Raw genomic sequence first — 16,393 nt, 5'->3', positions numbered from 1 at the left:
TTTTTATATTACGGGTCTCCCCGTCATACACATGCTGGTCAAAGGGTCACAATGTTTTCGCAAGGCGCCCCGGCAGCGACCGCCAGGATATTGTCGATGTTCATGCGCCCCATATTGTGCGTCGCGCCCTTGGAATGGCCGCCCAGATGGGGCAGAAGCACGGCGTTCTCCAGTTCAAACAGGGGACTGCTGCGGCAGGGCTCCTCCTCAAACACATCCAGACCGGCGCCGGCGATTGTTCCGGCTTTCAGCGCTTCATAAAGGGCAGCCTCATCCACCAGGGGGCCTCTGGCGGTATTGATCAGATAGGCCGTGCGCTTCATCATGGACAAAGTCTCGGCGTTGATGATGTGGAAGCGCTCCTTTGTCAGCGGGCCGGTGCAGACGATGTAGTCCGCTGCGCGGTAGATTTCCTCTGGTTCGCATTTCGCGGCGCCCAATTCTGCGATCTGCTCCCTGGAGAGGTATGGATCATGGGCCAGAATCTCCATCTCAAAGCCTGCCGCCCGTTTTGCGATGCGCTGTCCAATGGCGCCGAATCCCAGAATACCAATCGTTTTTGCATGGACATCGTCGGCCACGGCATAGCCCCAGCTTCCGCTGTGGACTGCCGCGTTCATGGGGATAATATGTCGGGCCAGCGCCAGCATCAGGGCAAAGGTACAGTCTGCCACCGCATCCGAATTTGCCTGACGGGTGACTGTCACAGTAATTCCTCTTGCGTTTGCGGCCGAGACGTCCACATTGTCGTATCCGATACCGTTCCGTGCCAGGATTTTCAGGCCGGCGGGGGCCTTGGCAATAAATTCGGCGTCCCAGCTTTCGACGCCTGCAATGACGGCGTCCGCGCCGTCCCACATTGCGGCGATCTCCTCCTGCGTCATGGTGCGGGCAAATGGGTTGAGGATTACCTCGTCAAAGCTCTGGTGCGCGTATTCCATGACATCTTTCATTTGGTCAGAGCAGTACATGGGTGCGGTAATTAATACTTTCAATTTTGTTCGTCTCCTTTTTAATGACACGCTCTTTTTGTACTTCTGCTGTGCTTTACTTATATATTACATGGCACAGTCCTGATCTTCAATGTGCTTTTTGGGAAACGATGCCCGTTTAATTTATTTTTATAAAATTTGCAATTTAGTTTGATAATCAGAAAAAAAGATTAATAATTTACATTATGCAGTCTAAAATTATAGAAAATTTTAATGAGCTGTAAATGGATAACGTTTTCATTTTTGTCGCTTTTTACACGCGCTTTTTTCGCGAATTTCATAATTTTATCTGATATATTGTTGAATTATTTCTATTTTATAGTATAATCTGTCTATATACGGAAAACGTGTTCCTTTTTGGGGGGCTGAACCATGCCTGTGACTTTGAATGATGTGGCCCGGCGTGCCGGCGTATCTCTGACCACCGCATCCCGCGTTATCAACAACGACTCCATTCATCGCGTCAGTCCGAAGACGGCAAAGAAGGTGCTGGATGCCGCTGTCGAGCTGCGGTATACGCCAAACGAGTTTGCCCGAAATCTGCGGCAAAAGCGCCGGGATACCAAGGATACCCTGCACATTGGCGTGCTGCTTACCTCGGCCATTGATTCCTATAACGACAATTTCTTTTACGATATTCTCTTGGGTATTCAGACCCAGACGGCGGATTCCGGACACTCTCTGAGCTTTACCTACTCGTTCAGCGATACCTCTCCGACAGCTATTCAAAACGCAATTGCTGCGAACGCCGTTTCTGGCATGATCCTTTTGGGGCGGATGACCGCAGACACGCTTCATTTTATTGCGAAGAACAACAAGCATGTTGTTTATGCCGGTTTGAACCCGGTTAACCACCAGTTTGACGAGGTGGTATGCGACGGTTTTCTCTGTGCCAAAACCGCTGTAAAGCATTTGGCCGCCCTCGGACATAGGCGGATCGGGTATGTGGGAACAGCCTCTCCCGGAGGCTCCTCCATGCTTTTGAACGAGTATCGCTACGACGGATATATCAAGACAATGGAGGAGCTGGACCTGCCTGTTAGCCGTGATTTTATTGTGGATACACCCTTAAATATAGAAATGGCCTTTCAGGCGGTAGATAAGCGGCTCGCCCACGGAAATATTCCTGACGCGCTTTTTTGCGCTAACGACTACTGCGCCATCGGCGCGCTAAAGGCGCTGCGTCTCCATAAGTTAAAGGTTCCTCAGGATGTGGCCATTGTCAGTATCGACGATATTGATATGGCGGCCTATTCCCGCCCGATGCTGAGCACCATCCAGATTCCCCGTCAGGAGATCGGCAAATACAGCGTCAAATTGCTGACCGATCAAATTCACAGCAGACGGAAATATCCCATCCGCATCTCGATGCCATTCCAGTTGATCGTCCGGGAGAGCTGCGGCGGAGATGTTCTCAAGCGTCCATCCGTTGTTCTCTAGAAAATAGAAGGATTTTTGTCCGCGGCAATTAGGCCCTGTTTGAAAAAAGTCAAAACGCCCAAACGGTGGATCTTGATCCGCCGCTCTGCGTAAAATGTTCTTGCCGGGCGTCAGCCCGCCTGCAAAAATTTGCCTTGATTGGCGAAAACATCTCTCGCCGTTGGGCATTCCGCCTTTTTTCAAACAAGGCCTAAGCGGTGCGGTTTTCACGCATACGGACTATACTGTACCCTTGCGGCGGCATATCATGCGCAGCACTTTTATGGGATTGCCGGTTATACTGCGCATGCAAAATGATTTGCCCCATGACCTGATCCGAAATGGGAAATCGCGGTATGAAATCGCCGGAATATCTGCCGCCAAAATTAAGCCGGGGGTTCGGGTTCTGTCCGCGCAGAAAAAGGTCCTGGAACCGAGAGGTTTCAGGACCTTTTCCTTGTTTTTTATTGAAATGGGCAGGTGGAAAATTTGCGCCGGCGCCCGGGGTGAATCGCGGCGGGCCATAGTCCGGTATCCCGGATCGGAGATATATACGCCGTCTTGCACGGAAAATTGCATTCACGTGAAGGTTGTGATATGATTCATGAAAAGCCGTCTGACAAATTGCCGCCGGATTTTGAAGAACTCAGACGGCGGCGGGCGGCCGGAATCCTTGCTGCGGATACGAAATCACCGGCGTGGAAATGAGGTCAATGATGAATCATATGAGGAAAATTGCGATCCTGACCTATCAGGACCGTTTGGAAAAGTACACAAACCAATTGCAAACCGAATTTGAAAATACCGAGGTCATACAATACGGCAGTGATTTCTCATATGAAATCCTCACTGAGCGGGCAAAAATGATTGAACAGCTGGGGTATGAAGCGATCATCGCCCGCGGCTATACTGCAGCGCTGATAAAGGCGGACGTGGACATTCCGGTGGCAACCGCGGAGCCGGACCTGCTGGATGTTTTGGAGGCGATGATCGACTACGGGATTAAAGAGCGTGATCCTGTCACAATCCTGTTTCAGAACAGCAATGTACTGCTGAAATGTGAGAAGTTAAGCAGCTATATCCATTCTCTCTTTGGCGTTTATCCGGAGATTGAAAGCTACTACGATATGAAGGAGTACTACGATAAGATCAATCAGGTCTATATGCGGGACCGGATTTTGTTCAGCGGACACAATGGGATTCAGCGGGCAAAGGAAATCGGTGGGCGCTGTGCCCCGCTGTATGTGGGCGAAAACGCAATCCGTACGGCAGTCATTGAGGCAATCGGCCTGATCGATACCCGGAGAAAGGACGCCGCGCGAAACGGAAAAATGGAGGCGGTGCTGAGCACGCGGAACGAGGGGATCATCAACATCGATGAGATGTGCCGGGTGGAGTGGATCAATGATTACGCCCGCCGCGTCCTCGGAATCCCTTACAACGAGGATGTCTCACGAATTGATCTTCCTGCCGCAATTCCGGGGATTCGCTGGGAAAAGGTGCTGTCCAACGAGCAGACAAATGTGATTGTCAATACAACGGCGTCCGAGGATATTATTATGGACACGAAGAATGTCTGCGGCGCCGACGGCGGCAGGGAAGCCTTTATTTTTTTCAGAAAGACGGACAGTGTGGTTGAAGAAGAGAAGAAAATTCGCGCGGAGATCCGCAGAAAGGGCCAATATGCCAAGTATACGCTGGAGGATATTTTAGGAAACAGCGAGAAAATGCGCATTTGCAAGGAGAAGACGAAGCAATGCGCAAAATTTGATGAAAACGTACTGATATACGGGGAGAGCGGCGTGGGTAAGGAGCTCTTTGCCCAATGCATCCACAACGAGAGCGGCCGGAGCGCAGGACCCTTTTATGCGATCAACTGCGCGGCCTTGCCGGAAAGTCTGCTGGAAAGTGAGCTCTACGGATACAGCGAAGGGGCGTTCACAGGGGCAAAAAGGGGCGGTAAGCCCGGTATTTTTGAACGGGCTCACACAGGCACCGTATTTCTGGATGAAGTCGGCGAGCTCTCTCCGGCCTCCCAAAGCGCGCTGCTGCGGGTTATCCAGGAGAAAGAGGTGCGAAGAATCGGATCTGATACGATCATACCTGTGGATGTGCGCATTGTAGCGGCCAGCAACCGGGACATCTATGAAGAGGTGGAGAAAAAGCGGTTTCGCCAGGATCTGTTTTACCGGCTGAACACCGTGTTTCTTACGATTCCTCCGCTGCGGGAGAGGCGGATGGATATTTTCCCATTGCTGGAGTCGTTTGTGGTCCAGCGGGGAAGGCAGTATAATCTCAAATGCACGGCTGTTTTCACCGAGGAGGCCAAAAGGCATCTCCTGAATTATAGCTGGATGGGCAATGTGCGGGAGCTGCAGAATTTTGCCAGCAGAATTTTCGCTTTGGGATACTATATGGGTACAATCGGTCCCGCGGAGGTCAAAACATTGTTGAGCAATTCTCCGCGGGACGAAGGTCCGGGCACGGCCGGAGCGTATCCGGGCGCAAAAGCGGCCCGGTCTGTCAGCGTGCCGGAAATTCAGGAGGCCCTGCGGCTGTGCGGGGGGAACAGGACGGAAGCCGCCAAACGGCTTGGGATCAGCAGGACTCATCTTTGGAGACTTTTGAAGAAGGAAGAGCAGGATATAGAACTGCATCTGTAAAAACAGCGGCCCCTTTGCTTCTATTGGCACATCCGGAGGCAAAGGGGCTTTTTCTCTGCACGCGGTTTCCGATCTGCCAGGCTGGGGCTGCATTCTGTGCGGGCCCGGTTCGTTGCATGTAACGTTACCTTGTTTGCTTTAGGAAACAAACGGGCGCGGGAGCGGATTTGAAATATTTGCGTTTACCACCCAAAAAGCGGCGGCTTTGGGCTTTTTCAGCAGATGTTTTGACAGTAAAATATGGCACGAATATTGCTTATATATTTTGCCATCTGGGAAGGAGGTCCCGCAAAATGAATAATCCATACGCCATTGAAAAAATTGCCGTGATAGGCGCCGGCACGATGGGTCCCGGCATTACACAGGCTCTGATTGCCAGCGGCCGCACAGTGAATGTCTGGGAGCCGGTGGAGGAGACCCGGGAAAAGGCCAGGACCCGCATTTATGACGGACTGAAAACCTCGGCCGAGCAGGAGCTGATCGCACAAGAGGATGTTGAGAATATCTTTGCGCGCGCGCGGTTTTCAGCCTGTCTGGAAGAGGCTGTCACAGGTGTGGATCTGATTATGGAAACCATCGTGGAAAAAGAATCGGTCAAGCGCGAATTTTACCGCAGCCTGCTGCCCTATATTCAGGAAAAGACAATCGTTGCAAGCAATACGTCCGCCCTGGATATTTTTAAGGTTGTTCCCGAGGACCTGCTGTCCCGCCAGCTGATCGCCCACTGGTATGGCCCCGCGCAGCTGGTTCCCCTGGTGGAGGTCGTAAAGAGCGAGGCCGCGCCGCAGGAAATGGCGGACGCGGTGATGCAGCTGCTGCGAGAGTGCGGGAAAGCGCCTGTCCAAATGAAGAAGTTTATTCGCGGCTATATTGTTAACCGGATTTTACAGTGCATCAACCGCGAGGTGTTCTACCTTCTGGATAACGGTTATTGCAGCGCGGAGGACGTGGACTATGCCGCCAGAATGAGCTTCATACCCAGGGCCATGGTACTGGGTATTTGCAAAAAGATCGACTTTGGCGGAGTGGATATGACCATCAACAATTATAAAAATGGCAGCTACCATCTGCCGCCCGAGGCAGGACTGCCGGAGATCCTGAAAAAGCTGGAGCAGGAGCAGGCCTTTGGAATCAAGGCGGGAAAGGGGTTTTACGATTACAGCGGCCAGGACGTGGACGTGCTGCTTCGCAAGCGGGATGCGCAGTTAGCGGAGGCATATAAATTGGCGGGGCGGTTTATGGCCGACTCCGTATAAGAAAACAGAGAGGAAGATATTAAAATGAGCTTCAAATTCGAGGAAGGAAAAATGTACACCATGCCGGTGGTCTTCGGCCCCTGCGTCACCCCCCGGCAAAAGCCCGAGGGAGGACGCTGGGTCTACGACTCGCCGACAAAAACAACGCATTATAAGGTGGTATGCGAGGTTTCCGCCCAATGCCTGGAGGCTATTCTGCCTGAGAAGTATGCGCTTCTCTCCCCCCATGTCGTCATCACCTTCTCCGAGCTGGAAAACATCGCCTGGCTGCAGGGCGGGGGCTATAATATCGTCCATGTGGAGATCCCCGTCTGGTTCAAAGGAGAAAAGGACCGGTTTGCCGCGATGTTTGAGCCCGTTCTCTGGGAGGATGTTGCCGATGCGATTCTCACCGGCAGGGAGCAGCTGGGCTACTCCAAGATTTTTGGATTCATCGAAACCATGAAGGAAGAGGACGGCATTGCCAAAGGCAGCATTGCCTCACACAAATTTACCTTCCTGGAGATGGTCGTGGATGTCAACGCCCAGCCGGAAGACCCGGAGACATTGAGGCTGATCCTTTGCAATCCTGAAAACAAGGGCAAGCTCCACTTCAAATATGTTCCCCGCACCGGCGCACCCTTCACCGAGGCGGACGCGTGCTATTCTGTGTTGGGTCCTGCGGACTGGAATCCGCCCGCTGACATGGATCAATCGGACTGCCCGCCCGCCGAGAGCCAATTCTGCCGCGGCCGGCTGGTGTGGCACCGCCCGGAGTGGAAGGACTCTCCGGCCCATGCCCGCATTATCCAATTTCTGTGCGATATGGATTTCAAACGTTATGTGGGGGCACAGAAGTCTGTCGTCTACTCCCATAACGACGTATATGCACAGCACATTGTTGAGTGATGACGTTAGGAGGCGCTCATGGCAAAATGGAAGCGTGATGTAATCTACGGCGTTGTTTTGATCGCCTGCTGTGCTTTTGGAGTGGTTGAGACCCTGGATATGCGGATCAGCGGCAATCCGGTTTTTATTACCCGACCGGATGTATATCTGTGGATATGGCTCGGCATTTTGGCGGCGCTGGCAGCGATCATGATTGTCAGGGCTGTTCTCAAAAGAGACATGGAGAAATGCGAGCCAATCTGGTGCAAAGACGGCGTTTTCACTGTGATAATGCTGTTTTTGTATCTCGTTTCCATGAATACACTGGGCTTTGCCGTCTCCACATTCGCCTTTGAGGCTATTTTGATTCTTGTGTACAGCAAGCGGATGGGTAAATTGGACTATACCGGGAGAGCCCTTGTACTTCATATCCTCATGTACGCGGCGGCGGCGCTGGTCACGACTGCCGCTACCGAACTGCTGTTTACCCGTGTTTTAAGCGTAAGGCTCCCCGCCGGCAAACTTTTTTGAGGCAAACGGACGCGCAATGTTTTGCCTGCACGGCAATTCATAAATAAAACAAAAGGAGAACGAATTATGAAGATGAAAAGAGTTGTCACGTTCCTGCTCGGTGTCCTCATGCTGCTGGCCTGTCTGCCCGGCTGTTCCGGAAATACGGGTCAGTCCGCAGCAGGCCCCAACGCCGATCCGGCTGCGCCCGATGCCGGTAAGCCGGCCCTCAATTTCCCTGTCGAATCCGTCAACTGCATTGTGCCCTATTCTGCCGGCGGCGGTACGGATCTGATGGTCCGCGCGGTTGCGGCGGAAATCGATCTGGGCAGGCAGACTATGGTGGTCACCAATATTGAGGGCGCCAACGCCCTGACCGGCAGTTATGAGTGCTTCAACGCCGACCCGGATGGCTATACCCTGGTATCTGTAGCGCCGGAGGCGTGGATTGCCCAGTATATGTCCGGGGCTTTGCAGGACGAGCTGTACGCCGAATTGACGCCTCTTTGCGTAGTGGCCGAGGACGCCAACGTTCTGGCTGTCGCCTCCGCCTCCAGCTGGCAGACCTTTGACGATTTTGTGGCCTATGCCAAGGAGGCCGGCACGAAGTGTACCGTAGCTTCCACCTCCAAGGGCGGTTCCAACGAATTTTTCGCCTTTGGCCTGGCCGATGTCGCCGGCTATGAGTTTACCTATGTCCCCTATGACGGCGGAAGCAAATCCCGCACCGCTGTTCTCGGCGGCGACAACGACGCGGTGATCTGTCAGGTTTCCGAGATCAAGGCGCTGGTAGATTCCGGCGATATGCGCGTTTTGGGCGTTTCCTCCGACGAGCGTGTGAGCTTTTTTGACGCGCCTACTTTCAAGGAGCAGGGCTATGACATCGAGTTTGGCCTGCATCGGAGCATCTGGACCACCGGGGGCGTCGACGAGGCCGTTGTCAGTTATCTCTCCGACGCCCTCCAGGCCGCCTGCGAGTCTCCGGAGTGCTCGGAGACGCTGCTGGGTCTGGGCTATACCCCGGCCTTCAGCACCAGCGCCGAGCTGAGGGACATCATTCCGGCCATCGTCAACGATCTGACGAAGTGGGCCGGCCTGGTAAAATAAGAGCTGAGCCTTGTTTGATAAACAGCGGAAAAAGAGCCGCCGCTTGGGCGTTTTGACATTTATCAAACACAGTCTAAATTCCGGCGAAGGCCGCACGGATAACATACGCTCTCTTGATCTGATGCGGTTTCCGGGCTTATGGCGCTTTGCCGCCCGCGGCGGGATCTCCCCGCCGCGGCGCGCCGGCTTTTCAGAAAGGAGATTGACGCATTGAGTGTTTTGCTGACTGGTATTCAGAGCTTTGTTCAAGAACCGCTGTTATTTGCGCTGTTGATTGCCGGCGTGTTTTTTGGAATGGTATTCGGCGCGATTCCGGGCCTGACCGCTGCGCTGGGAGTGTCTCTCATACTGCCCTTTACGTTTGCCATGACAGCGCACGAGGGAATTACAACGCTGATCGGCATTTATGTCGGCGGAATTTCCGGCGGTCTGATTGCGGCGGTGCTTCTCAACATCCCCGGCTCACCCGCATCGATTGTCACCTGTTTTGACGGCAGTCCGATGGCGCGGACGGGGCGCGCCGGGGATGCTCTGACCCTGGGGGTGTTCTCGTCGTTTATCGGCGGAGTGCTCAGCGCCCTGGCGCTGGTGATTATCGCTCCACAGCTTGCAAAGGCTGCGCTGATGTTCGGCGCATGGGAGTATTTTGCCATGGGGCTCATGGGCCTCTCTGTTGTGGTGAGCCTCTGCGCCAAAGACATGGTTAAGGGCCTGATCTCGGCAATTATCGGGATGGTGCTCTCCATGGTCGGTATGGACGCCGTAATGGGTACGCCGCGGCTCACCTTTGACATGTGGCAGCTCAACGGGGGCTTGGACAATTTGGACGTGCTGATGGGCCTGTTTGCGGTTACGGAGGTACTGACGCAGCTAAAGTCCATCAATCAGAAATTTGAGACCATTTCTCCGGGCAAAATCCGGGCGTTTCCCGGAAAGGAGCTGCTGAAGGGCACGGGAAAGACCCACATTCTCTCCTCGTTGATTGGAACCTTTATTGGAATTCTGCCCGGCATCGGGCAGGCCACCGCTTCAATGCTGTCCTATTCAACGGCCATGCAGACCTCCCCGCACCCCGAGGCGTTCGGCACCGGCACTCCGGAGGGGATCGTGGCGTCTGAGGCCGCCAACAACGCCTGCTGCGGCGGCGCCATCATTCCCATGATGACGCTGGGCATTCCCGGCGACCTGGTGACCTCCATTCTGCTGGGCGGCCTGGTCGTCCATGGACTTCAGCCAGGGCCTCTGCTCTTTACCGGCAGTGTGGACGTTGTGGGAATCATCTTCGCCGCCTATCTCCTGGCCAATGTGGTGATGTACATGATGGAGATGAGGCTGATGAGGGTATTTATCAAGCTTCTGGCTGTTCCGATGAACCTGCTGTTTCCCATTATCCTGCTGATGTGCGTGGTGGGAACGATCACGGTGAATAATCGCCTCTTTGACAGCTGGGTGCTGCTGGGCGTAGGTGTGTTGGGTTACTTTCTGGTGAACAACGGCTTTGCTCTGGCACCGGTTGTGCTGGGCTACATTCTGGGGAATATCATCGAGAGCAATATGCGCACGGCGCTGATTGCAAACCAGGGTAATTTCATCTCCCTGTTCAGCAAGCCCATTTCCGTCGGACTGCTGATTTTTTCCGTCCTGATGCTGGTTTTGCCCACGCTCTTAAAAAGGCGAAGCGAGCGCAGAAAGCAGGGGAAAAGGACAGGAGCCTGACGGCTTTCCCGGGAAAGTCCGCTGCTGCGGAAGGTTAGGCCATGTTTGAAAAAAGTCAAAACGCCCAAACGGTGGATCTTGATCCGGCACTCTGCGTTAAATGTTCTTGCCGGGCGTCAGCCCGCCTGCAAAAATTTGCCTTGATTGGCAAAAAAATCTCTCGCCGTTGGGCATTCCGCCTTTTTTCAAACATGGCCTAGTGAGACGGAAGCGCAGAAGATCAGTTTTGCCGGAGCCGTCCGGATATTTTCCGCGCGCTCTATTGGGCAGACGTAATGACAAGGAGGAGCGGCTATGCTCTCAAAATATGAATTAAAGCTGCCGGACACCGTGTACGGCGGCGAGGATGCGCTGGATAAAATCGGCCGCATACTGGCTGCCAACGGTGTGAAAAAAGCCGCGGTTTTTGCGGATAAGGGGGTTGAAAGGGCGGGTTTGCTGGACATTCCCCTGGAAAAAATCCGTGGAGCCGGTGCAGAATACTGTGTTCTGGACGATCTGCCGCCGGAACCGTCCTATATGGAGGCGCAGAAGCTGGTAGACCAATGCAAGGCCGCCAAAGCGGATTTTATCATTGCGGCCGGCGGCGGGAGCGTGATGGATACCGCCAAACTGGCAAGCATTTTGATGACCGAGGAATACGGAGTCAAGGAATTGCTGGACAACCCCGCCCGGGCCAGGAAGTGCCTGCGGACGCTGATGATTCCAACTACTGCAGGCACCGGCTCCGAGGCGACGCCCAATGCGATTGTCGCCGTGCCGGAAAAGCAGCTGAAAGTCGGCATTGTCAACGGGGATATGATCGCAGACTACGTGATCTTGGATGTGGCCATGGTAAAAGATCTGCCCCGGAAGATCGCCGCAGCCACAGGCGTCGACGCGCTGGCCCACGCGATTGAGTGCTTTACCAGCCGTAAGGCAAACCCGTTCAGCGACCTCTATGCGCTGGAGGCGCTGGATTTGATCCTCAACCATATCCAACCGGCCTGTGACTCTCCGGATGACATTGCTGCCAAACGCAGCGTACAGATCGCCAGCTTTTATGCGGGCATTGCCATCGCCGCATCCGGCTGTACGGCGGTGCATGCTCTGAGCTATCCCCTGGGCGGGAGATACCATATCCCCCACGGAGTTTCCAATGCGGTTTTGCTGGCACCGGTTATGCGGTTTAACGAGCCTGCCTGCCGCGATAAATTTGCGGAGGCCTATGACCGCTGTATTCGGGGCGGCGCGGTCACCGCGGAGGAAAAGAGCGAGGCATTGATTGCCCGTCTGGAGGAGATCGTGCGGCATTTGGATATTCCCACCAGTCTGACGGAGCTCGGCGTGCGGAGTGAGGACCTGCCGCAGCTGGTCTCCGGGGGAATGGAGGCCTCCCGGCTGCTGGTGAACAACAGGCGGGAGATCACTCCGGCAGACGCAGCGGAGATTTACCGGCAGCTTTTATAATCCAAGGAACTTGAAAAGAGTTAAAATTATTTTTAAGCGTGACGGCATATCCGCCGTTACAGGCCGCTGAAAGCGGCCATGGCTTGGATTTCATAGTCAGATCCGGTGTGTTTTATACGCCGGCGGGCTTTGCCCGCCCGAAAACAGCTCTGCTGTTTTTCAAGTTTAACTATAGAAGCGGAGAGGAGTGCGCACAGTGAATTACAGCTCGAAAGTCAAGCGTTGGGATGATATACAGATCGGCGACGAGGTCCGCTTTACCAAAACCATGACACAGACGGATGTGGTTTTGTGGGTCGGCCTGACAGGGGATATGAATCCCATCCATATCGACGCAGAGTACAGCAAAACGACCCGCTTTGAAAACATCGTCGTTCCGGGGCTGATGGTGGCCGGATTGATCTCTGCGGTTATGACAAAGGCGACGTTTGGAAACGTATACTCCGGACAGACTCTGAAATTCATCAAGCCGGTGTATATTGGCGACACGATTACGGCGGCGGCCACCGTCATAGAAAAGCTGGAGGAAAAGCGCCGTGTGAGGATCAGGACGGAGTGCTTCAATCAGAATCAGGAGCTGGTGATTACCGGAGAGGGACAGGAATACATCATGTGACCGCTTTGCGGACTGCGGATACCCATACAAATGATTTGCGGAGGCCATAAAATGAGCGTAAAAATTATCTCCTCGGCAGAGGCCGCCGGACTGATTGACTCCCATCAAACCGGCTGTTCTCAGGGCATGGGCGGAAACGATGTCGCCGAGGAATTGCTGCTGGAGCTGGAAAAGCGGTTTTTGGAGACGGGCGAGCCGAGGCATCTGAGCTGGATACACTCGTCGGGCCAGGGCGACAAAGGCGGCAAGGGGCTTAATCACCTGGCGCACGAGGGACTGCTGGACTGGATTGCCGGCGGACATTTCAATCCGGCGCCGCGTGTGCAGGATCTCATCACCCACGACAAAATCCAGGCGTATAACCTGCCCCAGGGCGTCATTTCCCATATGTTCCGGGACATCGCCGCCAAACGGCCCACGATCACCCGCATTGGGCTGGAGACCTTTGTGGACCCCCGGCTCGAGGGCGGAAAGCTGAACGGCGCAACTACCGAGGACTTTACTGAGATCATTGAGATCGGCGGCATGGAATATCTGCATTACAAGCATTTGAAATTGCCGGATTTTGCCTTTCTGCGGGGGACCTATGCCGACGAACGAGGCAACATCTCTATGGAGAAGGAGGCCTGTTATCTGGAGTCTTTGCAGGCGGCACAAGCCGTCAAAAACTGCGGCGGCCGGGTGTTTGTCCAGGTGAGAGCGGTGGTTCCCTACGGCAGTCTCGATGTGCGAAAGGTCCATATTCCCGGCACGCTGGTGGATTATGTGGTACCTGTGTCCAGCGCCGAAAACCACATGATGACATTTGACGAGCAGTTCAACCCGGGGTATTGCGGAGACTGCCGGATGCTGATCCGTACCGCCGCCGGAAAACGGCCTTTGGACGCGAAAAAAATTATCTGCCGCCGTGCCGCTATGGAGCTGATTCCGGATGCGGTAATCAACTTGGGAATCGGTATTCCGGAGGGAGTCGGCGCCGTGGCAGAAGAGGAGGGGCTGCGGGACCGGCTGACTCTCTCCATTGAGTCCGGCCCCGTCGGCGGAATTCCGGTGTCTGGGATCGGCTTTGGGGCGTCTTTGAACCCGGAGTGCATTTTGGACCAGTCCACACAGTTTGACACGTATGACGGAGGAGGACTTGATCTTGCTTACCTTGGATTGGCCGAGGCCGACAGGGAGGGAAATGTCAATGTCTCAAAATTTGGTCCCAGGATTGCGGGAGCAGGCGGTTTTATCAATATTACGCAGGCCACGCAGAATGTGATTTTCTGCGGAACGATGACTGCAGATGGATTAAAAGCGGCGGCGGCGGGCGGAAAGCTGCGGATCAAACAGGAGGGCCGGGTAAAAAAACTGGTGAACCAGGTCCAGCAGATCACCTTTTCCGGGCGCTTTTCCGGCAAGGCAGGGCAGCATGTTCTCTACATTACAGAAAGAGCGGTATTCAAGCTGTGCCATGAGGGCATGACCCTGATTGAAATCGCTCCAGGCGTGGATCTGGAGAGAGATATATTGGGGCAAATGGATTTTGCGCCCCGCATCTCCAAAGATGTAAAAGAGATGGATCCGCGGATATTCCGGCCGGAACGGATGGGACTGCGCTGGCAGGACATGAAGCGGTGAGTGTGGATGACTGGGGCCGCGGAAATGGGACGGCCTTCTATGGGACCTTGCTTGAGAAGTACCGGAGCGCCAAAAAAGGAGACACGCACCGCGTGTCTCCTTTTTTGAAGCAAGCGTCCGCTTTTGCGCCACCGGATGAAGCGTTGGTGAACACTGCCCCATTTCCCATAATCTGGCGGCAGGTCACGCCAGGCACTCCGGTGCGCAGTACCCCAAATACTGCATTGATAAAACGTCGGTTATCCTGGGTGATTCCTTCCCATTGGCCGCGTTGTCCAGGCAGATGCGGCTCCATCAGGGCCCGCACTTTGCCACTGATGTCATGGCGATGACACGAAGCTTCCATCTCTTCTCCCTCTTCTTTCTCTGAATGCATCCATTTACCATGTTCTTCCAATCTTGTGTAGACACTATCTTGAATATGAAGACTATTTTTTAGCGCATATGTCCCCAGCCTCCACACCTATTTCGAGCCTGAACGCTTTAGTTATCAAAACGAGTGGGATCATACCCTGCGCGAGTACATTGCAAGCTTTCCCCAGCCGGTTATTCTGGCTGGGGATTTCAACAACATAACTCGGAAGGCCATAGATAGTTATCGAAAAAATCAGAATGTAGATATGGACGGTATTCTTTCTATTTAAGCCAAAAAGCAAAGCCAACTTTGAGGAATTACTTTCTTCCGGCCTTGTTAATACATTTCGCGCTCTTTACCCGGAAAAAGAAGGGGCCAATATATGGTGGGGACAAAAAACAAAACCGCATAGAAACAAAGGGTCCAGAGTGAATTATTTCTTTGTATCTGCGGGACTGATTCCGTCTGTCCATTTCAGTCACCGGTCCGGTGCGGATTTTATGCCCGGTGAGAAGTCTGTCTTTTTCATCTCCGCCGCAAATCCGGGCCTTCTCCGGAGAATCCGGTGTCAAAGCATAGGAGGTATATTACGGCTTTAATTTGGCATCCTCATTTTAGAAAACGTAAAATAACAAAAGGTGGCGTGGCTTTTGAAGCCAGGCCGCCTTTACGTTAGAATTCAAATGAACTGAAAGAGAAACGGAGGTTTTCAAAATGGAGGATCACAAATTGACGGCGGAGATGATTGCAGAATATGACAAGCATCTGCGTTTGGAGGAACGTGCACCCGGTACAGTGGAAAAATATCTGCGGGACATCCGGCAGTTCGCCGTATGGCTGGACGGCAGAGCCATTACGAAAGAGCTTGCGGTCGCATGGAAGGAGTACCTGCTGTCCCAACAGTACGCGCCCTCTACCATCAATGGGGTGCTGGCTGCGTTGAATGGGCTGTTCTGCTTTTTCGGCTGGAATGAGTGCAGGGTGAAACCGCTGAAACGCCAGCGGAGTGTGTTCCGGTCCGGAGAACGGGAGTTGACAAGGGGGGAGTATCTGCGTCTGCTGGATACCGCGAAGCGGGCTGGTAATGAGCGGTTGTATCTGGTGATGGAGACGCTGTGTTCCACAGGGATGCGGGTTTCGGAACTGCGGTTCATCACCGTGGAAACGCTGGAGAGGGGCTTTGCGGCAGTGGACTGCAAGGGCAAACAGCGGACCGTTCTTCTAACGAAGCGCCTGCGGCGGACCTTGAAGGAATACTGTCTGCGGCGTGGCATTCGAAGCGGAGCAGTGTTCGTGACCCGGACCGGGCGGCCGCTGGACCGCTCCAATATTTGGCGGGAAATGCAGGCCCTGTGTGAGCGGGCAGGTGTGGATGCCAGTAAGGTATTTCCCCATAACCTTCGACACCTGTTTGCCGTCTTATTTTATAATGAGGAAAAGGATATAGCAAAGCTGGCAGACCTGTTGGGTCATGCCAGCATAGAAACTACTCGTATCTATATCATGGAGAGCAGCGCGGTGCATGCGCAGCGCCTGGAACGGCTGGGATTGGTGATATAGAAACAACGGAATAGTCGTTTTGTTGTAAAGCGGAGCCTGATTTAAGGGTGCAGGGCCCCTCTGGGGGGCTCCAGCATTCGTTATGGTTCTAAGAATACCACAACGTTTTTTAATTTGCAATACATTTGTAACATAATCGGATAGGGCACAGGCCATATTTTATACATATCAGTCTTTTGGCAGGCGCAAAAATCAGGCCGGGGAGGGTAACAATTCCTCTCCAGTCCAGTTTTTGTGCCTTTTTGCCGTCCAGTAGACAG

The 16,393-nt window shown here is 53.7% G+C and carries 13 protein-coding genes and 1 pseudogene; 12 read left to right on the top strand and 2 right to left on the bottom strand.

All coding sequences use genetic code 11. The features are described from left to right. Nucleotides 1-38 precede the first annotated feature (38 nt). Entirely contained in the window at nt 39-995 is a 957-nt protein-coding gene (locus C816_RS18805; protein ID WP_016323997.1) for a phosphoglycerate dehydrogenase, read from the bottom strand. A 369-nt stretch (nt 996-1,364) separates the two neighbouring features. Between C816_RS18805 and C816_RS18800 the strand changes: the two genes are divergently transcribed. The 11 genes from C816_RS18800 to C816_RS18750 all read left to right on the top strand — a co-directional run bounded on the left by C816_RS18800 (nt 1,365) and on the right by C816_RS18750 (nt 14,218). Next, nucleotides 1,365-2,432, top strand: coding sequence for a LacI family DNA-binding transcriptional regulator (locus C816_RS18800; protein WP_016323996.1), 1,068 nt, complete (start codon nt 1,365-1,367; stop codon nt 2,430-2,432). Nucleotides 2,433-3,136: 704 nt separating this feature from the next. Further along, nucleotides 3,137-5,074 (top strand): sigma 54-interacting transcriptional regulator, encoded by a 1,938-nt coding sequence (locus C816_RS18790; RefSeq protein WP_196803668.1) that lies wholly within the window; start codon nt 3,137-3,139, stop codon nt 5,072-5,074. A 293-nt stretch (nt 5,075-5,367) separates the two neighbouring features. Next, nucleotides 5,368-6,330 carry a 3-hydroxyacyl-CoA dehydrogenase family protein gene (locus C816_RS18785; protein WP_016323994.1) on the top strand — a complete coding sequence of 321 codons (963 nt, stop codon included), beginning with the start codon at nt 5,368-5,370 and terminating at the stop codon, nt 6,328-6,330. Nucleotides 6,331-6,354: 24 nt separating this feature from the next. Further along, a complete protein-coding gene (locus tag C816_RS22100; RefSeq protein WP_016323993.1) occupies nt 6,355-7,218 on the top strand; it encodes an acetoacetate decarboxylase family protein in 864 nt (287 codons plus the stop codon). 18 nt (nt 7,219-7,236) lie between these two features. Next, the gene (locus C816_RS18775) at nt 7,237-7,728 is read left to right on the top strand and encodes a tripartite tricarboxylate transporter TctB family protein (RefSeq protein WP_016323992.1); all 492 of its coding nucleotides are present in this window, start codon (nt 7,237-7,239) and stop codon (nt 7,726-7,728) included. 66 nt (nt 7,729-7,794) lie between these two features. After that, the gene (locus tag C816_RS18770) at nt 7,795-8,814 is read left to right on the top strand and encodes a tripartite tricarboxylate transporter substrate binding protein (protein WP_016323991.1); all 1,020 of its coding nucleotides are present in this window, start codon (nt 7,795-7,797) and stop codon (nt 8,812-8,814) included. A gap of 210 nt (nt 8,815-9,024) precedes the next feature. After that, nucleotides 9,025-10,530, top strand: coding sequence for a tripartite tricarboxylate transporter permease (locus tag C816_RS18765; protein ID WP_016323990.1), 1,506 nt, complete (start codon nt 9,025-9,027; stop codon nt 10,528-10,530). A gap of 41 nt (nt 10,531-10,571) precedes the next feature. Further along, entirely contained in the window at nt 10,572-10,730 is a 159-nt protein-coding gene (locus C816_RS24640; protein WP_155979101.1) for a hypothetical protein, read from the top strand. Nucleotides 10,731-10,824: 94 nt separating this feature from the next. Then, the gene (locus C816_RS18760) at nt 10,825-11,979 is read left to right on the top strand and encodes an iron-containing alcohol dehydrogenase (protein ID WP_016323989.1); all 1,155 of its coding nucleotides are present in this window, start codon (nt 10,825-10,827) and stop codon (nt 11,977-11,979) included. Between the two features lie 196 nt (nt 11,980-12,175). Next, on the top strand, nt 12,176-12,595 hold the full coding sequence (locus C816_RS18755) for a MaoC family dehydratase (RefSeq protein ID WP_016323988.1): 420 nt from the start codon (nt 12,176-12,178) through the stop codon (nt 12,593-12,595). A 51-nt stretch (nt 12,596-12,646) separates the two neighbouring features. Continuing rightward, a complete protein-coding gene (locus tag C816_RS18750; RefSeq protein ID WP_016323987.1) occupies nt 12,647-14,218 on the top strand; it encodes an acyl CoA:acetate/3-ketoacid CoA transferase in 1,572 nt (523 codons plus the stop codon). Between the two features lie 116 nt (nt 14,219-14,334). Here C816_RS18750 and C816_RS25170 read toward each other — a convergent pair. After that, nucleotides 14,335-14,564, bottom strand: a pseudogene (locus C816_RS25170) (transposase); the annotation flags it as partial. A 723-nt stretch (nt 14,565-15,287) separates the two neighbouring features. On the opposite strand from C816_RS25170, the gene C816_RS18735 reads away from it, so the two are divergent. Continuing rightward, on the top strand, nt 15,288-16,133 hold the full coding sequence (locus C816_RS18735; RefSeq protein ID WP_016323986.1) for a tyrosine-type recombinase/integrase: 846 nt from the start codon (nt 15,288-15,290) through the stop codon (nt 16,131-16,133). Nucleotides 16,134-16,393 lie beyond the last annotated feature (260 nt).

Origin of the sequence: Oscillibacter sp. 1-3 (genome assembly GCF_000403435.2) — a bacterium.
In the GTDB taxonomy this organism is placed as follows: domain Bacteria; phylum Bacillota; class Clostridia; order Oscillospirales; family Oscillospiraceae; genus Oscillibacter.
Note: the sequence above shows the minus strand (reverse complement) of the source record. Positions and strands in the feature narration are given on the sequence as shown.